Here is a 21260-nt window from a genome sequence, read left to right as displayed (position 1 = left end):
ATGCCGAACGAAACCTTGCAGGCCTCCGGGCAGTTCGCCCGCTCGCTGGCCGCGCAGGCCGCGAGCTTCCTGCCGAACCTCCTCGTCGCCGTCCTGATCCTCGCGGCCGGCTTCGTCGTCGCCAACTGGCTGGCGCGGCTGGTGATCGGCGCCTTCCGCCATTCCACCCATGTCGACCCGACGGTGCTGGGACCTCTCGGCGCGATCGTGCGCTACGTGGTGATTATCCTGGCGCTCCTCGTGGCGCTCGGGCAGGTCGGCGTGCAGATGACCTCGCTCCTCGCCGTCCTCGGCGCGGCGGGCCTCGCCATCGGCCTCGCGCTGCAGGGCACGCTCACCAACATCGCGGCCGGCATCATGCTGCTCTGGCTGCGGCCGTTCCGGATCGGCGACTTCGTCGAGGCGCAGAACATTTCCGGCACCGTGCGCGAGATCGGGCTCTTCGTCTGCCATCTCGAGACCTTCGACGGCGTCTTCGTGTTCGTGCCGAATTCCGGGCTCTGGAACGTCTGGCTGCGCAACCATTCGCGCTCCGGCTCGCGGCTCGTCGCCTTCGCGGTCAGCCTGCCGCGCGCCGTCGACTTCGACGCCGCGAAGGACCTCCTCGTCGAGACGCTGCGCCCGCCGGAGGAGGCGCCCGGCCTCAAGGAAGTCGAAGCCTATCTCGACCAGCTCAGCGGAGATGCGCAGGTCGTGGTGGTGCGCACCCATGTCGATCCGAATCAGGTGGCCGAGGCGCAGCACACGATGCCGGAGATGATCCGCACGGCGCTGAGCCGCCGGTTCGGAGCGGATGGCGAGCCGAAGACCATCCAGCGCCTCGTGCCGGCCGACAGCGACCCGTCCCGCTATCTCGCCGGATGACGGGGCGGCCGCGTCAGTTGGTGCGGCCGCGGCGGCAGCGCTCGTAGGCGCCGTCGCCCGACCTCCGCGCCTGCTGGTAGACGAGGGCGTTCGAGCCGAAGCTGTCCTCGGCGTCGCTGTTCGCTTCGAAGAAGTTGTCCTGCGTCTGCTGCGCGTAGCGGCGGCAGAAGGCGTCCGAGCCGCGGGGGGCGCGGTTGGCGCCGATCGACGAGTCGGGCGACAGGAACACGCTGCCCTGGATCGGATAGGGGTCCGAGACGCAGGCGGAAAGGGCAAGGCCTGCGCCTGCGAGGGCGAGAAGGGGGGCTTTCATGGGAGGTCGTCCGGCATCGTGGGTTTCCTGCAACCGGTTGAATCGTCAAGCGGTTCCGCGGGGTGCGGCATAGCGTTACGGCTGTAGTCCGTTTGCGGGAGGTTGATCGGCGAAGCGGCGGGAAAGCTTGGATTTTCGGGCTTTCCGGCCTATATTCGCAAGGCCGGACGGGTTCGTTCGCGCAATCTCGCCGCGCCCGATCGTTCAAGGAATTTCATGTCTGCAGCAGAGCAACCCGCCGGCGCTCCCAGCGCCGAGTACGGGGCCGATTCGATCAAGGTGTTGAAGGGCCTCGACGCGGTCCGCAAGCGTCCGGGCATGTATATCGGCGATACTGACGACGGTTCCGGCCTCCATCACATGGTCTACGAGGTGGTGGACAACGCCATCGACGAGGCGCTGGCCGGCCACGCGACGCGCGTGACCGTGACGCTGAACGCCGACGGCTCCTGCACCGTCACCGACAACGGCCGCGGCATCCCGACCGACATCCATTCCTCCGAAGGCGTTTCGGCGGCCGAGGTCATCATGACCCAGCTTCACGCCGGCGGAAAGTTCGATCAGAACTCCTACAAGGTCTCCGGCGGCCTGCACGGCGTCGGCGTCTCCGTGGTGAACGCGCTCTCCGTCTGGCTGCGGATGACCATCCGCCGCAAGGGCCGCATCCACGAGATGAGCTTCACCCACGGCGTGCCGGACGCGCCGCTTGGCGAGACCGGCGACGCGGGCACGGAGACCGGCACCGCGATCACCTTCATGCCTTCCTCGGACACGTTCACGAAGACCGAGTTCGACTACGGCACGCTGGAGCACCGCCTGCGCGAGCTTGCCTTCCTGAACAGCGGCGTCAACATCCTCCTTGCCGACAAGCGGCATGCCGACGAGAAGCGGACCGAACTCTTCTACGAGGGCGGGCTGGAAGCCTTCGTCCGGTACCTCGACCGTGCCCGCAAGCCGCTGATCGGCGCACCGATCGTGATCCTCGGCGAGAAGGACGGCATCACGGTCGAGGCCGCGATGTGGTGGAACGATGCCTACCAGGACACGGTGCTCTGCTTCACCAACAACATTCCCCAGCGCGACGGCGGCACGCATATGGCCGGCTTCCGCGGCGGCCTGACGCGGCAGGTGATCGGCTACGCCGAGAACAGCGGCATCCTGAAGAAGGAGAAGGTCGCGCCGACGGGCGACGACTGCCGCGAGGGCCTTTCCTGCGTCCTCTCGGTGAAGGTGCCGGACCCGAAGTTCTCGTCCCAGACCAAGGACAAGCTCGTTTCCTCCGAGGTGCGCCCGGTGGTGGAAAGCCTCGTCAACGAGAAGCTTGGCCAATGGTTCGAGGAGCACCCGCAGGAGGCGCGGATCGTCGTCGCCAAGGTGGTGGAAGCCGCCGCGGCGCGCGAAGCGGCCCGGAAGGCGCGCGAGCTGACGCGGCGCAAGGGCGCGCTCGACATCACCTCGCTGCCCGGCAAGCTCGCCGACTGCCAGGAGCGCGATCCGGCGAAGTCGGAAATCTTCCTCGTCGAGGGTGATTCGGCCGGCGGCTCGGCCAAGGGCGCGCGCTCGCGCCAGAACCAGGCGATCCTGCCGCTCCGGGGCAAGATCCTGAACGTCGAGCGGGCCCGATTCGACCGCATGCTCGGCTCCGACCAGGTCGGCACGCTGATCACCGCGCTCGGCACCTCGATCGGCAAGGACGAGTTCAACCCGGACAAGGTGCGCTACCACAAGATCATCATCATGACGGACGCCGACGTCGACGGCGCCCATATCCGCACGCTGCTCCTCACCTTCTTCTTCCGGCAGATGCCGGAGCTGATCGAGCGCGGCTACGTCTACATCGCGCAGCCGCCCTTGTTCAAAGTCACGCGCAACAAGCAGTCGCAATACCTGAAGAACGAGAAGGCGCTCGACGACTACCTGATACACGGCGGCCTCGACGACGTGACGCTGACGCTCTCGTCGGGCGAAGTGCGCGTTGGGCGTGACCTTCGCAGCGTCGTCGACGACGCTCTCGCCGTCCGCGCGGTGCTGAACGGCCTCCATTCGCGCTACGACAAGCGGCTGGTGGAGCAGGCGGCGGTCGCCGGGGCGCTGAGCTCCGCCACGGCCGAGGACGACGGTCGCGCGACCGCGCTCGCCGCAACGGTCGCCGGGCGGCTCGACGCCTTCGCCGAGGAAGGCGACGGCCCGTGGCGCGGGGAGTCCACCGGCGAGGGCGGCTACCGCTTCATGCGCGAGGTGCGCGGCGTGACTGAGGTGCAGAACCTCGACGCGGGGCTGATCCATTCCGCCGACGCGCTAGCGCTGAACCGGCTGGCCGGCCGGCTCGGCGAGGTCTATGCCGGCACGCCGAAGCTGAAGCGGAAGGACGAGGAGCGGCCGCTGCACGGGCCGGCGAACCTCCTCGAAACCGTGTTCGAGGCGGGCCGCAAGGGTCTTTCGCTGCAGCGCTACAAGGGGCTCGGCGAGATGGATCCGGAGCAGCTCTGGGAAACGACGCTCGACCCGGAGGTCCGCTCGCTCCTGCAGGTGCGGGTCGCCGACGCGACGGATGCCGACTCGCTCTTCTCGCGCCTGATGGGCGACGAGGTGGAGCCGCGCCGCGAGTTCATCCAGGACAACGCCCTCGCCGTCGCCAACCTCGACATCTGATCGGGTGTAGGCGGCTGATGGGAGTTACGCCCGCGTTGTAGCGGCTAGTGCGGACGCGAGCGAGAATACGCTGGCCGGCACGATCCTGAACATGGAGAGCGTCTATGCCCGGAGGAGAGCCGCCGCCCGCCGGCGGCGAGACCACGGAGCAGAAGACCGCACGCCTGAAGGCGGCGCGCCTCCAGGCCGAGCGGGACAAGGACGCCCGGATCGAGCGGGCTACCCGGAAGGCGGCCGCCCGGAAGAAGGTGCTGGGAACCAGCAAACCCTGAGGTGGACCGGCTCCCGGCCGCGCCGGTAGTGGAGGAGGGCGCGAGCGCCCTCGCCGTTCCGCGACGCTTAAGTGTCAGCCGAGGTCGGTCTTGATGTCGGCGAGGAGCTTCAGGTGCTCCTTGATCTGGCCGCGGGCGAGCTTGGTGACGTTCAGGTGCTCGCGGTTCTCGCCGACCTTCAGGTACTCCTCCTGGATGGCGAGGAGCTTCTGGTGCCCTTCGGTCTGCGCCATCACGTACATCTTCGAGAACTCGGTGCCGGACAGGCCCTGCAGCTTCTCGACCATCTGCTTGCCTTCGGCGTCCAGCATGTCCATGACCTCCGCCTCGCTGGGCTTGGTCATGGAACCCTTGGCGGCGCTCTCGCTCTTCTTCATCGAGTTGAGGACGTCGGCGATGGTCTCCTGCTCGGCGACCTCGAACATGGCGAACTGGGCCACCATCGGGCCGGTGTCCTTCTTCTCGGCGATGCGGCTGGTGGCGAGCGACAGCGCGCCGACCTTCATGGTCATCATGGCGTGCTTGCGTTCGGCCTCGCCCATGGCTTCCGGATCGGTCTTCTTCGCCGTCGCCTGCGCGAAGGCGGAGGTCGCGACGAACCCGGCAGACAGAGCTGCGATTGACGATAGAATCTGCCGACGGTGCATGGGAGCCTCCCGAACGTCGAACCGGAATGGTTCGGTCAGGAGGCCGCAGAAAGGGCGGCGGCTCCGGCCGTCCACCATCCGGGCCGGGGCTTTTGCATAGCCAACTGCGCGGGCCGCTGGCGATCCGTGGAGGGTCCCGGTCTCCGCGACATTCTGTAGCCACAACAGCGGGATCGCGCGACTTCCGCCGCTCGCCGGCCGGAGGTTTCGCAGTCTCTTCGCCTCCACGCGCCGTGCCGGCGGACAGAATGCCGCGTTGAAGGCGCGTGGCATCAGGGAAGTTTCGGCCGTTGCCGCCCGACATTGCGGCATCTTCGAACCGCGAGGACGGACCATGAGCGACGGCAACACTGCCCTTGACGTGTATCTGACGGGGCTGCGCAACCAGCACCTCGTCGAAACGCAGGCGATCGGCACGCTGCAGAACGAGATGAGCTACACGACGGACTATCCCGAGCTCCACGCCCGGATGCAGGCGGACAAGGACCGCTCGACCGCCCAGGCGGGCCGGCTGGAGGACCTGCTCGCCCGGCACGGCTCGTCGAAGTCCTACGTGAAGGAAGCGGTCGGCGGCGCGGTCGCGACGGTCGCGGGCTTCGCGCATGCCGGCTCCGACGACGACGTCCTGAAGAACGTGTTGGCGGCCATCGGCTACAAGGCCTACGAGATCGGCTCCTACAAGGCGCTCGTGGTGCTGGCCGAGGCGGCCGGCGCCGCGGACGACCGCACGGTGCTCGAACAGTCGATGCGCGAAGAGGAGGAGATGGGCGACTGGCTCGGCGAGAACCTGCCGAACCTCGTGAACACCTATCTGCGCAAACGCGCCGCCTGAGCATCGCCGGAGGGCTGCCGCGACGGCGCGCAAGCAGGCTGCCGCCGGCCCGCGGCGGGCCTGCTCCTTTCGGACGCTCCCGTCGAACCGGCCCCCTGCCGGTCGCAGCGTTCCCTCACGCCGCCCGAACCCGCGAGGCGGGAAGCGGAAGGGGCCGCGGACGGTGCCGGGAAACGACGCGAATAGACCATTGCTCGCCTCCGACATGGTCGACCTTCCGCCGACGTCGGACGGACCGGCGTCCTCGGTCTCGGGTGTGCCTCGCGTTTGGGCACTCGCCGGGACGGAAGCTCGGCAACGGTCCGCGCCGGGGACGGAAGGTCGGGCACAAGGTTCAAGGCAGGGGTTTGCAGCCGTGGCAGGGTTTCCGGAAAAGGCGAAGGTCGTCATCGTCGGCTTGGGCGGTATCGTCGGCGCGTCGGTCGCCCACCATCTCGCCGAGCGCGGCTGGGACGACATCGTCGGCATCGACAAGTCCGGCATCCCGACCGACATCGGCTCGACCGCGCACGCGTCGGACTTCTGCTACTCCACCAGCCACGATTACCTGTCCTGCTGGACGACGCTCTATTCGATCGAGTTCTTCGAGAAGATGGGCCACTACGCCCGCGTCGGCGGCATCGAGGTCGCCCGCGTCGGCGACGACGAGCGCATGACTGAAATCCGCCGGAAGGTCTCGTCCGGCAAGGCCTTCGGCACCCGCGCCCGCCTGATGGATGCGGCCGAGGTCAAGGAGAAGTTTCCGCTCGTCGAGGAAAGCGTCGTCCAAGGCGGCCTCTGGGACCCGGATGCGGGCCTCGTGATCCCGCGCTCGCAGACCGTCGCCGGCATCCTGATCGACGAGGCCGAGAAGGCCGGCAAGCTGAAGAGCTTCGCCAACACGCCGGCCACTTCGCTGGTGCTGGAGGACGGGCGGATCAAGGGCGTCGTCACGCCGCGCGGCACGATTCTCGCCGACCGCGTCGTCGTCTGCGCCGGCCTCTGGGGCCGCATGATCGCAGAGATGGCGGGCGAGGACCTGCCCGTCATGCCGATCGACCACCCGCTGACCTTCTTCGGGCCGTTCGACGAGTTCTCCGGCACCGGCAAGGAGATCGGCTGGCCGCTGCTCCGCGACCAGGGCAACTCCGCCTACATGCGCGACACCGGCGATCCGACGACGTCGGAGGGCGGCATGATCGAGTGGGGCTACTACGAGGAGCACGCCCCCCGGCTCTGCCACCCGCGCGAACTCCTCGGCAAGGAGGAGGCGCGCCTGTCGCCCTCGCAGCGCGACCTCGACATGGAGCAGATCCTCGAGCCGCTGGAGCGCGCCATTGAGCTGACCCCGATCCTCGGTGAGCTCGGCTACGACGAGCGCCGCTCGTTCAACGGCCTGCTGCAGGTCTCGACCGACGGCAACGCGATGCTCGGCGAGAGCACGCAGCATCGCGGCCTGTGGTACTGCGTCGGCGTCTGGGTGAAGGACGGGCCCGGCATGGGCAAGCTCCTCGCCGACTGGATGACGGACGGGCGCACCGGCATCGACCACTCGCGGATCGACGTGTCGCGCTTCTATCCGCACCAGCTCAGCGAGGAGTTCATCGCGAACCGCTGTGGCGAGGCGGCGAAGAAGGTCTACAATCCCGGCATCCACCCGCGCGAGCCGTTCGAGACCAGCCGGAACCTCCGCCGCTCGCCCTTCCACGAGCGCGAGAAGGAGCTCGGCGGCTACTTCATGGAGCTCGGCGGCTGGGAGCGGGCGCACGGCTACGCCGCCAACGAGCACCTTTTGGAGCGCTACGGCAACCGCGTGCCGGTGCGCGAGAACGAATGGGACAACCGACATTTCTGGCGGGTGTCCAATGCCGAGCAGCTTGCGATGAGCGACGATTGCGGCCTCATCAACCTGTCGCACTTTGCGGTTCTCGACGTCGAGGGACCGGATCACGTCGCCCTGATGGAATGGGTCTGCGCCGCGAGGATCGGCGGCGACGCCAATGTCGGCAAGGGCATCTACACGCACTTCCTCGACGACGAGGGCATGGTGCGCGCCGACCTCACCGTGTTCCGCATGGGCGACCGCTGCCGCGTCGTGGACGGAGCGGACGCCGGCCCGCGCGACTACCACTATCTTCGCCGCGTCGCCGAGGAGAAGGGCTTCGACGTCACCGTCACCGACGTGTCGGAGCGGTACGTCACGATCGGCATCTGGGGCCCGAACGCTCGCGTGAACCTTCAAAAGGTCGTGGCGGATCCTGACGGGCTGAACCCGGAGAACTTCCCCTTCGCGGCCGTGAAGCCCGTCGAGATCGCCGGCAAGAAGATCAGCGCCTTCCGCATCTCCTATGTCGGCGAGCAGGGCTGGGAGCTGCACATGCCTTACGAGGACGGCCTCGCGGTCTGGGACGCGCTGCGTTCCACCGGCGTGATGGCGGTCGGCATCGAGACCTATGCCAATTCGCGCCGGATGGAGAAGAGCCTCCGGCTGCAGAACGCCGACCTCCTGACCGAGTACAACCTCCTCGAAGCCGGCCTCCAGCGCCCGAAGGTGAAGGAAGCCGACTTCCGCGGCAAGGCGAAGCATGTCGAGCACCGCGCCCGCGCCCACCAGCCGGCGACGCTCTGCACGCTGGTGATGACCGACAACCGCGACGCGTCGGGTGTCGAGCGCTACCCGGTCGGCATCCTGCCGGTGCAGGACCCGGAGACCGGCGACACGCTGGTGGACGAGCTCGGCCGCCGCTCCTACACGAGCTCGATCGCCTACGGGCCGACGGTCGGGCGGAACATCGCGCTCGCCTACCTGCCGCACGCCTATGCCGAAGAAGGTCGGAAGCTGCAGGTCGAGTATTTCGGCGAGGCCTTTCCGGTGGAGGTCGCGGCCATCGGCTACAGGCCGCTCTACGACCCCGAGAACCTGAAGCCGCGGAGCTGATGGGAACCGGCCGGCAGGCGCGCCGGCCGAGAAGGGATCAGGATTTCCGGATGCCGACGGCGCGGCCGGCGGCGTCGGGGCGCGGCAGCGCCGCATGCGCGTCCGCCAGACGCCGGACGGCGTCGAGGACGTCCCCCTCCATCGCGGCGGTTCGTTCGGCCCGCGTGTCGACGTGGAGCAGCATTTGTTCCGCCGTCGCGAGGACCGCATCGCCGTCCTTCCGCAGCGAATGGAAGAGATGCAGGCGTTTCGCGTCCGTATCGACGACCTGCGTCTCGACGGTGAGGCTGTCGCCTACGCGGCCCTGGCCGAGATGCCTCAGATGCGTCTCGACCGTGTAGAAGGAGCGGCCCGCGGCGAGATACCCGGCATCGACGCCGATATGCCGGAGCAGAGCGTCGGTCGCCTCGCCGAAGCACTGTAGGTAGCGGTGCTCGGTCATGTGGCCGTTGTAGTCGATCCACTCCGCAGGCACCTGCGCTGCGTAGGTCGCGAGCGGGCCCGAACCGGCCTCTGACAACCTCGGGGCGCCCCGGCCGGCGCGTTCGAACAGCGACTGGCGATATTCCTTGAGCACGCTGCCGGCCCCATAATCCTCGCCCATGAGGCCGCTCATCACGGCGACGAGGCAATCGTCGCGCTTGCGTTCGAGGGCGCGGATCGAGACGCCGGCCGCCTGCTCGTCGGACTGCGCCGAGACGGTGTCGACGAGGTCCTCGGTGAGTTCGGGCGCTTCCAGCTTCGTCCAAGGCAGCTTCAGCGCCGGGCCGAACTGCGCCAGGAAATGGCGCATGCCGGCCTCGCCGCCGGCGATGCGGTAGGTCAGGAACGTCCCCATGAAGGACCAGCGGAGGCCCGCGCCGAAACGGATCGCGTCGTCGATCTCGGCGGTCGTCGCGACGCCATCGTTGACCAGCCAGAGCGCTTCGCGCCAGAGCGCCTCCAGGAGGCGGTCGGCGATGAAGCCGTCGATCTCGTGCCGCACCCGGAGCGGCCGCATGCCGATCCGCCGGTACAGCGCCTCCGCCGTGTCGAGGTTGGCGGGCGCGGTCTTGTCGCCGGGGCAGAGTTCCACCAGCGGCAGGAGGTAGACCGGGTTGAACGGATGGCCGACGATGAAGCGCTCCGGATGCGCCATGCCGGACTGCAGGCGGCTCGGCAGGAGGCCGGAGGTCGAGGAGGCGATCACCGCCTCCGGCCGCGCGGCCGCATCGATCTCGGCGAGGACCCGGATCTTCAGGGCTTCGACCTCGGGCAGGTTCTCGACCACGAAGTCCGCATTTCCCACCGCCTCGGCGAGCGAGGGCGCGACCGTCAGCCGGCCTTCCGGCAGGGCGAGACCGGGCAGCAGCTTGCCTTGCGCCAGCCGGGCGTTCGCCAGCACCTCGCCGATCTTGCGGGCGACTTCCGGGTCCGGATCGAAGACCGCGACGTCGTAGCCGTTGAGCACGAAGCGGGCCGCCCAGCCGGCGCCGATGACGCCGCAGCCGACGATGCCGATGTTTGCGATGTCGGACATATCAGGCGTCCTTTCCGGATCGGCGGAGGCCGAGCTTCTCCCGCACCTCGGCGGGTCCGAGGACCCGCGCGCCCATCGCCTCCAGGATGGTGCGGGCGCGCTCGACGAGCTGGCCGTTGGTCGCCTTGACGCCGCGGCTGAGGAAGAGGTTGTCCTCCAGCCCGACCCGCACGTTGCCGCCGGCGAGCGCCGCCATCGCGACGAAGGGAAGCTGGTTGCGGCCGATCGAGAAGGCCGAGAACACGGCGTCCCTCGGCAGGCGGTGGACGAGCGCCATCAGCGTCAGCGGGTCGTCCGGCGCGCCGTAGGGAATGCCCATGCAGAGCTGGATCATCGGGGCGCCGTCGATCAGCCCCTCCCTGATCAGGTCGTGGACGAAGACGAGATGGCCGGCGTCGAAGACTTCGAGTTCCGGCTTGACGCCGAGCGCCTGCACCTGTCGCGCCATCGCCCGCAGGGTCGAGGGCGTGTTGGTCATCACGTAGTCGCCGAGCGAGAAGTTCATCGTGCCGCAGTCGAGCGTGCAGATTTCCGGCCTGAGCTCCGCGACATGGGCGAGGCGCTCGGTCGGCCCGACCATGTCGGTGCCGGCGGGGTCGAGCGGCAGCGGCGCCTCGCCTGCGCCGAACACCACGTCGCCGCCCATGCCGGCGGTGAGGTTGATCACCACGTCGACGTCGGCGGCGCGGATGTATTCGACCGCCTCGCGGTAGAGCGCCACGTCGCGGGCGCCCTTGCCGGTCTTCGGATCGCGGACGTGGAGATGCGCGATCGCGGCGCCGGCCCGGGCGGAGTCGATCGCGGCGTCGGCGATCCGGCGTGGCGTGACCGGGACGTGCTCGCTCTTGGCGGCGGTGTCGCCGGCGCCGGTGACGGCCGCCGTGATGAAAACTTCGAAATTCATCGAGGATCGACCTCCCTATCCGGCAGGGGAGGGTGGAGTAGAGGCGAACAAAAATTTTGCGTTTTCGCGCACCAGAATAGACAGAAAGCGAACCGCTGCTTGCGCGACGCGCCACCAATCAGCCGTCGATCCGGCCGAGCCGCATTTCTCGCGCGGCGCGCGGCGTCTGACCGAAGCGGGCGCGGAAGGCGCGGGTCAGCGCCGAGCCGGAGCCGAAGCCCGTCATCACCGCGATCTCGGTCATGCTCTTCGCCGTGTCGACCACCAGCCGCCGCGCGCCGTTCAGCCGGAGGTCGAGATAGAAGGCGCGGGGGCTGTCGCCGACCGCGCGCAGGAACAGCTTTTCGAGCATCCGGGTCGACAGGCCGACATGCCTAGCGAGGACGGGGATCGGAAGCGGCGTCTCGATCGCCCCGGCCATCAGGTTCAGGCACGCCGCGACGCGCGGATCGCGGAGCGCCGCGGGCCCGAGCGCCCGCTGCGGCTGCGGATGGTCGGGAGCGCGGACCTGATCGTAGGCGAAGATCCGCGCGACTTCGAGCGCGACCGCGACGCCCTGCCGCCGCCGGATCAGTTCGAGGTTGAGGTCGAGCATCGGCGAGGCGCCGCCGGCGGTGGCGTAGCGCCCGTCGACGACGAAGCGGTCGGCCTTGACGGCGAGGCGCGGAAAGCGGGCCGCGAACTCCTCGAGGTCCTCCCAGTGGACGGTCGCGCCGTGGCCGTCGAGCACGCCCGCCGCAGCGAGCACCCAGCCGCCGGATTCGACGCCCCAGATCGGCAAGCCCCGGCGGTCGAGCCGGCGGAGGCCCGCGAGAAGCGCTCGCCCGGCATGCGCCAACGCATCGAAGGCGGCGACGATCCAGACCGCGTCGCGCGCGGCGTCCGGATCGAACCGCCCCTCGACCTGAACAAGGATGCCGCTCGAAGTGCGGACCGGCGCGCCGGTCATGGACAGGAGCCGCCATTCGTAGGCCGTCTCGCCCGACACCCGGTTCGCCGCCCGCAGCGGCTCGACGCAGGCCGAGATCGACATCAGCGAGACGTCGTCGAGCAGCAGCATGTCGATGCGCAAGGGCTGGCCCGCGCCGCTCCAGATGCTCATCGCCGGATGCGGCCCTCAGACGACGCTGGTCATGCCGCCGTCGACGTAGAGGATCTGGCCGGTGACGAAGCTGGAAGCGTCGGAAGCGAGGAAGACCGCCGCGCCGGCCAGCTCCCCGACCTCGCCCCAGCGGCCGAGAGGGGTGCGCTTGCCGACCCATTCGGAGAAGGCGGCGTCGGCGACGAGCGCGGCGTTCAGCTCGGTCCGGAAGTAGCCGGGGGCGATGGCGTTGACGCGGATGCCCTTCGGCCCGAGCTCGGCCGCGAGCCCCTTGGTCAGCATCTTCACGCCGCCCTTGGTCGCCGTATAGGGCACGATGGTCGGGCGGCCGAGTTCGCTCTGCACTGAGCCGATGTTGATGATCGAGCCGCGCCGGCGCGGGATCATGTGCCGAAGCGCGGCCTGCGACACGTAGAACGCGCTCATCAGGTTGGTTTCGACCACCTGCCGCAGCTTCTCCAGCGGGAAGTCCTCGATCGGGGCGCGGTGCTGCATGCCGGCATTGTTGACGAGCACGTCGAGCGGCCCGACCTCGGCCTCGATCCGCCCGATCCCGGCGGCGACGCCTTCCGCGTCGGTCACGTCGAACACGGCGGCAGCGGCCTCGATGCCGGTCGCGGTAAGCGCGGCGACCGCGCTCCCGGTCTGCTCGGCGCTGCGCCCGTTCACGACGACGCGGGCGCCGGCCCGGCCGAGGCCTTCCGCCAGCGCGAGGCCGATGCCGCGGTTCGAGCCCGTCACCAGCGCGACCCGGCCGCGAAGATCGAAGGGGTTGGCAGGCGGCGTCGTCATGGCTGATACCCGGCGAGGAGAAGGCGAAAGCGCGGGCGCACCTTCTCCTTCGGCTCCCCTCGCTGGCAAGCCCGAAAGCCGATGGGGCGTCCTTGCCTGGACGATTCGGCCGGCTCGACTAAAGCGGCTTCGACGGCTCGGGGCTGACGACGTCCGGTCCCGGCGCGCCGGGAATGTCCGGCGTCGGCGTGTCTTCGTTCGGTTCGTCCGGCAGCGGCCGGCCGACCGCATCGTCGTCGCTCTGACCCGGCAGCTCGGGTTCCGGCACGTCCGTGCCTGGATGCGTCGGCAGGTTCGACATCGCGGCGTTCTCCCTTTTGCGTAAGAAGAAGCGCCGTTCCCGTCCGCTCGTTCCGGACGGCGCTTGCCGCCGCGCCGAAGATCGCGCAAGGGACCGGTTCACCGCGAGACCGCCGTGCCGCACGTCCTGTCGATCACCGCGCCGACCTTCGGCCTCATTTTCATCGGCTACGCGGCGGCACGGCTCAGGCTCTTCGATACGGGCGTCGGCGATGGGCTCGCGACCTATGTCTACACACTCGCGATTCCCTGCCTGCTCCTGCGCACCATCCTCCATTCGCAACTGCCGGACGAGCAGCCCTGGGGATACTGGCTGGCCTATTTCGCCGGCGTCGCCGTCGCGTGGACGCTCGCGACCCTCGCCGCGCGTTGCCTTTTCGGCCGGGATCGGCGCGAGGCGGTGATCTTCGGCTTCACCGCCGGACAGGCGAACACCGCGCTGGTCGGCATTCCGCTCATCCTCGACGCCGTCGGACCGGACGCCGCGACGCCGCTCGCGCTTCTCCTCGCCGTCCACCTGCCGCTGATGACGACCGTCGCCACGCTGCTCCTCGAAGGGGCCGGCGAGGCAGGGCTCGCGCATGCGCGACGGCGCGTCATGCGCACCCTCGCGACGAACCCGATCATGATCGGCATCTATCTCGGCCTCGCGTTGCGCGCGAGCGGCCTCGACACGAGCGGGCCGCTCGACCGCCTCGTCGACCCGGTCGCCGCCTCGGCCGCGCCTTGCGCGCTGATCGGCATGGGTCTGGCGCTGGCGCGCTACGGCGTCGGCGGCGAATGGCGCCCGGCAGCGCTGGTCAGCCTGTGCAAGCTCGTCGTCCACCCCGCGGTGGTCTTCGTGCTGGCGCGCCACGTCTTCGCCATGCCGCACGCGTGGTCGACCGTCTGCGTGCTCTTCGCGAGCTGCCCGTCCGGCGTGAACGCCTACCTGCTCGCGGCCCGCGAGCGCGTCGGTGCCGCGACCGCCTCGGCCTCGGTCTCCTTGTCGACGGTGCTCGCGGCGGTGACGATCTCGCTCTGGCTCGCGATCCTCGCCGTTTAGAGCGTCCGACGGAACCTCACGGGGTCGATCCGCCGGGTCTTTTCCGCCCCTGCATCGTCGCCAATGCTCGCCCATGCGCTGCATGGACTGCGCTCGGCTCCTTGCAGGAGCGAAAAATTCCTCGCCGGCTCTCCGCCCGGAGGTTCCGTCGGGCGCTCTCAGCGCTGCAGGAACTCGACGCTGACGCCGAAATAGGTCGCCAGCGCCTTCAGGGATTTCGGCGGCACGGAGCGGCGGCCGCCCTCGATCGCCGCGACCAGCGCCGGCGGCAGCTTCGCACCGTCCGCGACCTCTTCGATCGTCTTTCCGTCGGTGACGCGCAGGCGAAGGACGTTGTCGGCGAGGGGCATCGGCCTTCAGGGAGCAAGGAAGGAATTCGTATAGTACGCTGCGAAGTCCGGCGCCGCCGTCAAGGGCTTCCCGTCGGCGTCGAGGAGGATGCCCGCCTCGAACAGGTAGCGGCCCATCGCCTCGATCTTGGCCGGCTCGAACGTTCCGACCGCGCCGTCGGGGCCCTTCAGGTAGCCGCCGTCGTTCAAGGTCTTCAGCGAGGCGCGGACGAGCTCCGCGTCGAGGGGCGTCGCGCCGTTCGCGGCGATGAGGATGTCGGCGGCCTCCGCCGCGTGCTCGGCCGCGAAGAGCTGCCCGCGCCGGGTCGCCGCGAGAAAGGCCTTCGTCGCGTCGCCGTTCGCCGCGAGATAGCCGTCGCTCGACCCGATCAGCGTCGTGTGCTCGTCGGGAACGCCGTAGTCGGCGTAGGTGAAGGCGCGCTGCCGGCGGCCGGCGAGCTCGGCCTCGACGCCTTCCCAGGTCGCGACCTCCAGCGTGAAGTCCACCGCGCCGCTCGCCAGCGCCTCGTAGGCGGAGGTGCCGAGCGTCACCGTGCGGAACTCGCCCTTGCCCCCGTCGTGCCGGACGATCGAGTCGATCAGCGCGTTCTCCCAGGCGCTGCCGAAGCCGCCATAGGTGCGGCCGTCGAGGTCGCGCGGGCGCTGGATGTCGTTTCGCCCCGCATCGAAGACGACGCGGCCGGTTTCCTTCCGCGTCACCGCGAAGACGCCTCGGAGATCGGCGCCCGCCGCCTTTTGGGTGCAGAGGCCGATGGTGCTGAGGATGCCGAAATCCGCGACGCCGTTCGCGACGAGCGTGCCGGCCGCGGTGTCGGTGTAGGGCAGGATTTCGACGCCAAGCCCGGCCTCGCCGTAGAAGCCTTTCTCCCGCGCGACGAAGAGGCCGATATGGTTGGTGTTCGGCGTCCAGTCGAGCGCGACGGTCACGCGCTTGCCGGATTGAGCCTTGGCGCGAGGCGCGAGCGCGGCCGTCGCGGCGGCGGCGAGAGCGAGGAAGCGGCGGCGGGAGGGATTGGGCACGGCTGGGCCTCGCGTTTCATCGATGGATCGAGCAGGGTTTCGAGAAGGTCGGCTTCGATCTCGGCCGCGAGCGGCGGCGGCACCGCCGGGCGCGGGCGGGGCAAGGGAACCGAAATCTCGCGCACCACCCGTGCCGGCCGCTCGGACAGGACGAAGATGCGGTCCGACAGGAACACTGCCTCGCGCACGTCGTGAGTGATCAGCAGCGCGGTCCAGCGGTGCCGCTCCCACATCCCGGCCAGCCAGCGCTGCATCGCCGCCCGCGTCAGCGCGTCCAGCGCGCCGAACGGCTCGTCGAGAAGCAGCATGTCGCGCGCCTGGACGACGGTGCGCAGCAGCGCGACGCGCTGGCGCATGCCGCCGGAAAGCTCCGAGGGGTAGTGCCGCTCGAAGCCGGCGAGGCCGAACAACTCCAGCAGGGGCCGGACGCGCTCGCGCGCCTCGCGGCGGCCGAGCCCCTGGATCTCGAGGCCGAGGGTCGCGTTGTCGAGGACGCGCCGCCAGGGCATCAGGACGTCGCGCTGCGGCATGAGGGCGAAGCAGCCGCCGGCTGCCCTTAGCGGCTCGCCGTCGAACCGGATCTCGCCGCCGTCGGGCGCATCGCCGCTGGTAAGCAGCCGGAAGACGGTGGACTTGCCGGCGCCGGACGGCCCGAGGATCGAAACGAACTCGCCGGCCCGGACGTCGAGCGACACGTCCGCCAGCACCCGGAGAGTGCCGAAGGACTTCGCCACCGCGCGCAAGGCCAGCCGAGGCGCTTCCGTCATCGGTCCGCCTCGCGGGTCGGCCGGTTCCACGGCGTCGCGAGGCGCTCGGCGAGAATGGCGAGGGCGAAGAGGGCGAGCGTCAGCCCGGCGCTGACCGCGACCGCGGCGAGGACGAGATCGGGCCGGAAGTTGTTCTTCGCGCCGAGCATGAAGATGCCGAGCCCCTTCGCCGCGCCGGCATATTCGGCGAAGATCGCCCCGACCACGGCATAGGTGATCGAGATGCGGAGCCCCGCGAAGAAGAAGGGCAGGGCCGAGGGCAGCCGCGCCCGCCGGAACACCTGAAGCCGCGAAGCGCCCATCGAGCGGAGCAGCCATTCCATCTCGGGGTCGGTGGAGCGGTAGCCGTCGACGAGCGCGACCAGCATCGGGAAGAAGGTCACGAGCGCCACCAGGAGGAGCTTCGGCAGGAGGCCGAAGCCGAACCAGAGCACGACCAGCGGCGCGATGGCGACGAGCGGCAGGGTCTGGCTGACGATGAACAGCGGAAACAGCGCCCGCCGCAGGAAGGCCGAGAAGTCGATCAGGACCGAGAGCGCGAAGCTCGCGACAAGCGACAGCGCGAAGCCGCCGAGGGTCGCGGCGAGGGTCGGCAGCGCGTTGTCGAGGAGAACGGCGCGCTGCTGCAACATCTGATTGAGGACCCGCGTCGGGGCGGGCAGGAAGGTCGGCCGGACGCCGGCCAGCCGCGCGTAGAGTTCCCACGCGACGAGAACCGCGCCGAGCGAGACGAGGGCGGGCCAGGTGCGCGAGAGGCGACGCATCTTCGATGTCGAAAGCTTGTCGAGCGCCACCGTCGGCGCGTCCCGTCAGGCGCGGCGGCTCGGACTGTTGGCGGACACGGTAAGGTCGATCGCGACATGCGCTTCCGGCGGAGAGAAGCGCAGGAAGGCTTCCGAGAGGGTCGCGAAGACCGGGCCGGCGTCGCCTTCGAGCGCGGTGCAGAAATTCTTCGCGCGACTGAACGTGCCGGAGCCCTTCAGGAAGTCGATCGCGTCGTAGATCTCGTGCATGTGCCGCTCGGCGGCGCTCAGCGGATAGTAGGAAAACTGCGCGGCGACCGTCTGGCCGAGGCGCGGCGCGGCGGCGGCGGCGGCCAGCGCCGCCTCGATCCGCTCGCCCCGATCGGCGAGCATCGTGTAGCCGTCCGGGACCTCGCAGATCTCGGCGTCCGGCTCGCCGGGGCAGCCTCGCGAGACCGTGGCGTGCAGCACCGTGTGGACGCCGGTGCGGGCGGCCGCGACGAAGAGGTCGCGCATGGCGGGATAGAGCTCGTCCGGCGGGCCGACGACGAGCGTCGACAGGTCGTCGGTCTCGATCCGGAAGCGGTCGCGATAGGGATCGAGGGCGCGGAGCGCGCCGAGGATGACGGAGACGAAATCGTCCGTCATCGGATAGAGGGAAACTTGCGCGCCGGAAAACATCGTCCACCTCGCTCCGCTGGCATTACCCAGGTCAGCTTCGAAGGGTCCGGGAGCCTCCGCGCTCCCAATCTCAGCCCCGGCATCGCGGAGCACCCCTGTGATGGCGCGAGGGTTAGCGCCTCCTCGCGCGAAGCGCAACACCCTCCTTGCGCAGCCGGCGCAGGATCGTGCCTGCGGCGGCGACCGCCACGAAACCGGCGGGTTTGCCGGCATGCGTGGCAGGACCATGGCACCGCCCCTCCACACGCTCCTCGCCGCGGCCGGCCTCGTGCTGACGCTCGCGTGCGGTTCATCGCTCGCGGCCGACGAGTCGCTCGCGCGCATCCGCAAGGCATCCTTTGCAGCGGATGCCTGCCGCGTCATCGCGGAGGAAGCGGAGCGGCAGGCGCTGCCCGCCTCGTTCTTCGCCCGGCTGATCTGGCGGGAAAGCCTGTTCAACCCCGCGGCGGTGAGCTGGAAGGGCGCGCAGGGCATCGCGCAGTTCCTCCCCTCGACCGCGGCCGAGCGGGGTCTCGCCGATCCGTTCGACGCGGCCGCGGCCCTGACGGCGTCGGCGCGCTACCTGACCGATCTCAAGGCGCGGTTCGGCAACATCGGGCTGGCCGCCGCCGCCTACAATGCCGGCCCCGGACGGGTCGACGCCTGGCGGCAGGGCCGGGGCGGACTGCCCCTGGAAACACAGGACTACGTGCTCTGGATCACCGGTCATCCGGCGGAGGACTGGCTGCGGGCGAAAACCGAGCTCGCGACGCTGCCGATCGCCGATGGCATGGAGTTCGGCAAGGCCTGCGGAAAGCTCGCGGCGCGGGGCCTCACCGCGAAGCTGCCGGACCGGCCTCTCAAGGCCGCCGCGTGGCAGCGGATGTTCGCGGCCGGGCTCGGCATCACACGGGTGACGGCGTCGCGGCCGGGCCGCATCCGGGTGGTGATCGACCTGACGAAAGGTCCGGCCCGAGCAAAAGCCGGGAAGCGGCCGTGACGAGCGGCAGCCGGCGTAGCCCTCCTGCCCGCGATCGGCAACTCAGCCGGCGTCGGCGTCGGCCAGTAGCAGGCCGGCGGTTTCCTCGTCCGTCACCAAGGCGCTGAGGTAGCCGGCATGGAGGCAGGCACGGGCAACCGCGTGCTTCGCCCGGCCGGCCGCGACGCCGATCGACAGGTCGCGCCCTGACGCAAGGCCGAGATCGAGCGCGATGGTGCGGGCGTCGATCTCCGCATCGACGATCCGTCCTTCCGCGTCGACGTAGCGGCTGAGGATGTCGCCGACCGCGCCCTTTTGCGCCAGCGCTGCGGTTTCCGCCTCCGTCACGAAACCCGACTGGACGAGCACCGAGTCCGGCGCGATCGTGCCCATGCCGAAGCAGATCACCGGCGCGCGCCGGCCGAGTTCGAGGACGCCGGCGATCGTCGGGTCCTGTTCCAATGCGAGGCGGGTCGCGGCGCTGCCGACGATCGCCGGGACCGGCAGCAGCGTCGCCGTGCCGTTGGCGGACCGGGCGAAGAGTTCGGCCGTGTTGTTGGTGCGCACCGAGGGGCTGCGGATGTTCATCGCGCCGTTGAGGAGCACGACCTCGACGCCCTCGTTCCAGAACGGCGGCAGGTGCGCCGCCACCGCGCTCATCGTGCGGCCCCAGGACACGCCGATCAGCGGCACGCGGCCGAGGCCGGCGAGGAACTGCGCCGCGGCCCGCGCGACGGCGTTCAAGACGAGGCGCTCGTCGCTCTCGCCGCCGGTCGGCACGACCACCGCCTCTTTCAGATTCCAGCGGCGCTGCAGCCGGCTTTCGAGCGCCGGAAGACGTGGGGCGCGGGGCATGATCTCGATCCGGACGATGCCGGTCTCGCGCGCTTCCGTCAGGAGGCGGCTCGCCTGCCAGCGGGTCAGGCCGAGCTCCCTGGCGAGGTCGCCCATCGTCATCCCGAGGTCGTAGTAGCGCTTGGCGACCTGCACCATCAGCGATTCCCGCTGCTCGCCCGACATCGTGCGGAACTGGATCTCGCGGTCCGGCACCGGGGCGTTCATGGCGGCGTCCCCCTCGTCTGGCGCGCGGCGAGCCGGCGCGACAGGGGCGCCAGCAGTTCGGTCGCTTCCAGATAGTCCTCCAAGAGCTCGCGATAACGGGCGTGCGCCGCGAGGTCCGGCTCGACCGGCCTCGCCGGCGGCACCACGGCTTTCGCGGCGGCGTCGAGATCCGGCACGAGGCCGGCGCCGGCCGCGGCGCAGGCGCACGCGCCGATGATCGTCAGGTTCGCCTTCGACGGGAGTTCGACGGGCCGCCCGATCGCGTCGACCGTCGCCTTCAGCCAGAGCGGGTTGCGCGAATAGCCGCCGGAGGTGACGATCCGCCGGCAGGGCACGCCGAGTTCGTCCATCCGCTTCAGGACGTTGGCGGAGGCGAGCGCGACGCCCTCGACCGCCGCATGGTAGAGGGCGGCGCGGTCGTGGCCGAGCGACAGGCCGAGCACCGCGCCGCGCAGGTGCGGGTCGCGATAGGGCGTGCGGTTGCCCATGAAGTAGTCGAGCGCGAGGAGGCCGCTGCCGCCGACCGGAATGCGGCCCGCCGCTTCGCAGAGTTCGTCGTGCCCGGCCTGATCGAGCGCGAAGATTTCTCGCGAGAACCACGACAGCACCGAGCCGGCCGACACCTGTCCGGCCTCGACCAGCCAGCGGCCGTCGACCAGCGCGTGCGGGTAGGGGCCCCAGAAGCCGGTGACGGGCTGCTCCGCCCCAAGCTGGAAGAGGTGCACGACGGAGGTGCCGCCGATCATCAGGAGGTCACCCGGCTCGATCGTGTCGGCGCCGACCATGCCGATATGCGCGTCGATGCCGCCCTGCGCGACGACCGGGCGGTTGGACAGGCCGAGATGATCCGCCACTTCTCGACTCAACCGTTCGACAGGTGCACCGACCGGCAGGATCGGCTGCGGCAGCTTCTCCGCCAGGTCCGGCACGCCGAGTTCCGCGAAGAGATCGTCGTGGAAGCGCCCTGCGACGCTGTCCCAGTTCCACTTGCAGGTCGCGTTCATGCGCGAGCCGACCCAGCGGCCGGTGAGCCGGAAGTTGATCCAGTCGAGGCATTCGCAGATCACGCCGGCCCGCGCGTAGACGGCGGGCTCGTGCCGGGCGAGCCACATCGCCTTCGGCACCAGCCATTCGGCCGCGTCGCTGCCGCCGGAATAGGCGAGCACCGGATGGTTGGCACGTGCCGTCGCGTCGGACTCGGCCGCCGCCCGGCAGTCCATCCAGAGCAGTGCCGGCTGGAGCGGAATGCCGTTCCGCTCGCAGGCGACGACGGTGGAGGCGGTGGTCGCGGCGCAGATGCCGGCGATCTCCGGGCGCCCGAGGTCCGCCATGACGGCGCGCGACGCCTTGCCGAGCGCTTCCCACCAGTCGGCCGGCGACTGCTCGGCCCAGCCGGGCTTCGGGTGGCGCGTGCCGTATTCCGCCTCCCGCTCGGCCAGCATGCGCCGGGCGTCCAGATCGAACACGCCGACCCGGACGCCACCGGTGCCGAAATCGAGGCCGAGGAGCAGCGACATGCG

Annotated in this window: 21 protein-coding genes and 1 riboswitch; of the genes, 7 read left to right on the top strand and 14 right to left on the bottom strand. The window is 69.9% G+C overall.

What is annotated here, in order from left to right; all coding sequences use genetic code 11:
• Positions 1-864 carry a mechanosensitive ion channel family protein gene (locus F6X38_RS01650; protein WP_150967785.1) on the top strand — a complete coding sequence of 288 codons (864 nt, stop codon included), beginning with the start codon at positions 1-3 and terminating at the stop codon, positions 862-864.
• Between the two features lie 13 nt (positions 865-877).
• Here F6X38_RS01650 and F6X38_RS01645 read toward each other — a convergent pair whose 3' ends face one another.
• A complete protein-coding gene (locus F6X38_RS01645; protein ID WP_150967784.1) occupies positions 878-1177 on the bottom strand; it encodes a hypothetical protein in 300 nt (99 codons plus the stop codon).
• A gap of 216 nt (positions 1178-1393) precedes the next feature.
• Between F6X38_RS01645 and gyrB the strand changes: the two genes are divergently transcribed.
• Both gyrB and F6X38_RS23220 read left to right on the top strand, forming a co-directional pair.
• Complete coding sequence (gene gyrB / locus F6X38_RS01640; protein ID WP_150967783.1) at positions 1394-3829, top strand: DNA topoisomerase (ATP-hydrolyzing) subunit B; 2436 nt, start codon at positions 1394-1396, stop codon at positions 3827-3829.
• Positions 3830-3933: 104 nt separating this feature from the next.
• Positions 3934-4101: a hypothetical protein gene (locus F6X38_RS23220; RefSeq protein ID WP_161992580.1), complete on the top strand. Its 168-nt coding sequence runs from the start codon at positions 3934-3936 to the stop codon at positions 4099-4101.
• A gap of 74 nt (positions 4102-4175) precedes the next feature.
• On the opposite strand, the gene F6X38_RS01635 is transcribed toward F6X38_RS23220, so the two are convergent.
• Positions 4176-4748 (bottom strand): DUF4142 domain-containing protein, encoded by a 573-nt coding sequence (locus tag F6X38_RS01635; protein ID WP_150967782.1) that lies wholly within the window; start codon positions 4746-4748, stop codon positions 4176-4178.
• A gap of 334 nt (positions 4749-5082) precedes the next feature.
• Here F6X38_RS01635 and F6X38_RS01630 point away from each other — a divergent pair, with 334 nt between their 5' ends.
• The gene (locus F6X38_RS01630) at positions 5083-5580 is read left to right on the top strand and encodes a DUF892 family protein (protein WP_150967781.1); all 498 of its coding nucleotides are present in this window, start codon (positions 5083-5085) and stop codon (positions 5578-5580) included.
• A 355-nt stretch (positions 5581-5935) separates the two neighbouring features.
• Positions 5936-8497, top strand: coding sequence for a GcvT family protein (locus F6X38_RS01625; RefSeq protein WP_150967780.1), 2562 nt, complete (start codon positions 5936-5938; stop codon positions 8495-8497).
• A 37-nt stretch (positions 8498-8534) separates the two neighbouring features.
• Here the strand turns inward: F6X38_RS01625 and F6X38_RS01620 are convergent, their stop codons facing one another.
• From F6X38_RS01620 to F6X38_RS01600, 5 genes are all read right to left on the bottom strand, one after another.
• Positions 8535-10016, bottom strand: coding sequence for a carnitine 3-dehydrogenase (locus F6X38_RS01620; RefSeq protein WP_150967779.1), 1482 nt, complete (start codon positions 10014-10016; stop codon positions 8535-8537).
• A gap of 1 nt (position 10017) precedes the next feature.
• Positions 10018-10920, bottom strand: coding sequence for a beta-keto acid cleavage family enzyme (locus F6X38_RS01615; RefSeq protein WP_150967778.1), 903 nt, complete (start codon positions 10918-10920; stop codon positions 10018-10020).
• A 118-nt stretch (positions 10921-11038) separates the two neighbouring features.
• Positions 11039-12022: a GlxA family transcriptional regulator gene (locus F6X38_RS01610; protein ID WP_150967777.1), complete on the bottom strand. Its 984-nt coding sequence runs from the start codon at positions 12020-12022 to the stop codon at positions 11039-11041.
• A 15-nt stretch (positions 12023-12037) separates the two neighbouring features.
• Positions 12038-12814: a glucose 1-dehydrogenase gene (locus F6X38_RS01605; RefSeq protein WP_150967776.1), complete on the bottom strand. Its 777-nt coding sequence runs from the start codon at positions 12812-12814 to the stop codon at positions 12038-12040.
• A 118-nt stretch (positions 12815-12932) separates the two neighbouring features.
• Positions 12933-13115, bottom strand: a complete 183-nt coding sequence (locus tag F6X38_RS01600; RefSeq protein ID WP_150967775.1) for a hypothetical protein — start codon at positions 13113-13115, stop codon at positions 12933-12935.
• 114 nt (positions 13116-13229) lie between these two features.
• Here F6X38_RS01600 and F6X38_RS01595 point away from each other — a divergent pair, with 114 nt between their 5' ends.
• Positions 13230-14159: an AEC family transporter gene (locus tag F6X38_RS01595; RefSeq protein ID WP_150967774.1), complete on the top strand. Its 930-nt coding sequence runs from the start codon at positions 13230-13232 to the stop codon at positions 14157-14159.
• A gap of 158 nt (positions 14160-14317) precedes the next feature.
• On the opposite strand, the gene F6X38_RS01590 is transcribed toward F6X38_RS01595, so the two are convergent.
• The 5 genes from F6X38_RS01590 to F6X38_RS01570 all read right to left on the bottom strand — a co-directional run bounded on the left by F6X38_RS01590 (position 14318) and on the right by F6X38_RS01570 (position 17720).
• Positions 14318-14509, bottom strand: coding sequence for a helix-turn-helix domain-containing protein (locus F6X38_RS01590; RefSeq protein WP_150967773.1), 192 nt, complete (start codon positions 14507-14509; stop codon positions 14318-14320).
• A 6-nt stretch (positions 14510-14515) separates the two neighbouring features.
• Positions 14516-15529, bottom strand: coding sequence for an ABC transporter substrate-binding protein (locus tag F6X38_RS01585; protein WP_150967772.1), 1014 nt, complete (start codon positions 15527-15529; stop codon positions 14516-14518).
• Positions 15433-16296, bottom strand: coding sequence for an ABC transporter ATP-binding protein (locus tag F6X38_RS01580; protein ID WP_150967771.1), 864 nt, complete (start codon positions 16294-16296; stop codon positions 15433-15435). The genes F6X38_RS01585 and F6X38_RS01580 overlap by 97 nt, the downstream gene beginning before the upstream one ends.
• The gene (locus F6X38_RS01575; protein ID WP_150967770.1) at positions 16293-17060 is read right to left on the bottom strand and encodes an ABC transporter permease; all 768 of its coding nucleotides are present in this window, start codon (positions 17058-17060) and stop codon (positions 16293-16295) included. Before F6X38_RS01575 ends, F6X38_RS01580 begins: the two co-directional genes overlap by 4 nt.
• Before the next feature lie 45 nt (positions 17061-17105).
• Positions 17106-17720: a YkoF family thiamine/hydroxymethylpyrimidine-binding protein gene (locus tag F6X38_RS01570; protein ID WP_150967769.1), complete on the bottom strand. Its 615-nt coding sequence runs from the start codon at positions 17718-17720 to the stop codon at positions 17106-17108.
• Positions 17711-17827, bottom strand: a riboswitch (TPP riboswitch). Its footprint overlaps the gene before it by 10 nt.
• A 104-nt stretch (positions 17828-17931) precedes the next feature.
• Here F6X38_RS01570 and F6X38_RS01565 point away from each other — a divergent pair.
• Positions 17932-18699: a lytic transglycosylase domain-containing protein gene (locus F6X38_RS01565; RefSeq protein WP_202617912.1), complete on the top strand. Its 768-nt coding sequence runs from the start codon at positions 17932-17934 to the stop codon at positions 18697-18699.
• A gap of 42 nt (positions 18700-18741) precedes the next feature.
• Here F6X38_RS01565 and F6X38_RS01560 read toward each other — a convergent pair whose 3' ends face one another.
• Positions 18742-19740: a sugar-binding transcriptional regulator gene (locus F6X38_RS01560; protein ID WP_246191130.1), complete on the bottom strand. Its 999-nt coding sequence runs from the start codon at positions 19738-19740 to the stop codon at positions 18742-18744.
• Complete coding sequence (locus F6X38_RS01555; protein WP_150967767.1) at positions 19737-21257, bottom strand: FGGY-family carbohydrate kinase; 1521 nt, start codon at positions 21255-21257, stop codon at positions 19737-19739. The genes F6X38_RS01560 and F6X38_RS01555 overlap by 4 nt, the downstream gene beginning before the upstream one ends.
• Positions 21258-21260: the final 3 nt, after the last annotated feature.

The organism is Plantimonas leprariae (genome assembly GCF_008802405.1).
GTDB lineage: Bacteria > Pseudomonadota > Alphaproteobacteria > Rhizobiales > Rhizobiaceae > Plantimonas > Plantimonas leprariae.
Note: the sequence above shows the minus strand (reverse complement) of the source record. Positions and strands in the feature narration are given on the sequence as shown.

What these genes read in the sequence shown, in the direction of transcription:
- F6X38_RS01650 (WP_150967785.1), top strand. Translation starts at nt 1, where the DNA reads ATGCCGAACGAAACCTTGCAGGCCTCCGGGCAGTTCGCCCGCTCGCTG.
- F6X38_RS01645 (WP_150967784.1), bottom strand. Translation starts at nt 1,177, where the DNA reads ATGAAAGCCCCCCTTCTCGCCCTCGCAGGCGCAGGCCTTGCCCTTTCC.
- gyrB (WP_150967783.1), top strand. Translation starts at nt 1,394, where the DNA reads ATGTCTGCAGCAGAGCAACCCGCCGGCGCTCCCAGCGCCGAGTACGGG.
- F6X38_RS23220 (WP_161992580.1), top strand. Translation starts at nt 3,934, where the DNA reads ATGCCCGGAGGAGAGCCGCCGCCCGCCGGCGGCGAGACCACGGAGCAG.
- F6X38_RS01635 (WP_150967782.1), bottom strand. Translation starts at nt 4,748, where the DNA reads ATGCACCGTCGGCAGATTCTATCGTCAATCGCAGCTCTGTCTGCCGGG.
- F6X38_RS01630 (WP_150967781.1), top strand. Translation starts at nt 5,083, where the DNA reads ATGAGCGACGGCAACACTGCCCTTGACGTGTATCTGACGGGGCTGCGC.
- F6X38_RS01620 (WP_150967779.1), bottom strand. Translation starts at nt 10,016, where the DNA reads ATGTCCGACATCGCAAACATCGGCATCGTCGGCTGCGGCGTCATCGGC.
- F6X38_RS01615 (WP_150967778.1), bottom strand. Translation starts at nt 10,920, where the DNA reads ATGAATTTCGAAGTTTTCATCACGGCGGCCGTCACCGGCGCCGGCGAC.
- F6X38_RS01610 (WP_150967777.1), bottom strand. Translation starts at nt 12,022, where the DNA reads ATGAGCATCTGGAGCGGCGCGGGCCAGCCCTTGCGCATCGACATGCTG.
- F6X38_RS01605 (WP_150967776.1), bottom strand. Translation starts at nt 12,814, where the DNA reads ATGACGACGCCGCCTGCCAACCCCTTCGATCTTCGCGGCCGGGTCGCG.
- F6X38_RS01600 (WP_150967775.1), bottom strand. Translation starts at nt 13,115, where the DNA reads ATGTCGAACCTGCCGACGCATCCAGGCACGGACGTGCCGGAACCCGAG.
- F6X38_RS01590 (WP_150967773.1), bottom strand. Translation starts at nt 14,509, where the DNA reads ATGCCCCTCGCCGACAACGTCCTTCGCCTGCGCGTCACCGACGGAAAG.
- F6X38_RS01580 (WP_150967771.1), bottom strand. Translation starts at nt 16,296, where the DNA reads ATGACGGAAGCGCCTCGGCTGGCCTTGCGCGCGGTGGCGAAGTCCTTC.
- F6X38_RS01575 (WP_150967770.1), bottom strand. Translation starts at nt 17,060, where the DNA reads ATGCGTCGCCTCTCGCGCACCTGGCCCGCCCTCGTCTCGCTCGGCGCG.
- F6X38_RS01570 (WP_150967769.1), bottom strand. Translation starts at nt 17,720, where the DNA reads ATGTTTTCCGGCGCGCAAGTTTCCCTCTATCCGATGACGGACGATTTC.
- F6X38_RS01565 (WP_202617912.1), top strand. Translation starts at nt 17,932, where the DNA reads ATGCGTGGCAGGACCATGGCACCGCCCCTCCACACGCTCCTCGCCGCG.
- F6X38_RS01560 (WP_246191130.1), bottom strand. Translation starts at nt 19,740, where the DNA reads ATGAACGCCCCGGTGCCGGACCGCGAGATCCAGTTCCGCACGATGTCG.
- F6X38_RS01555 (WP_150967767.1), bottom strand. Translation starts at nt 21,257, where the DNA reads ATGTCGCTGCTCCTCGGCCTCGATTTCGGCACCGGTGGCGTCCGGGTC.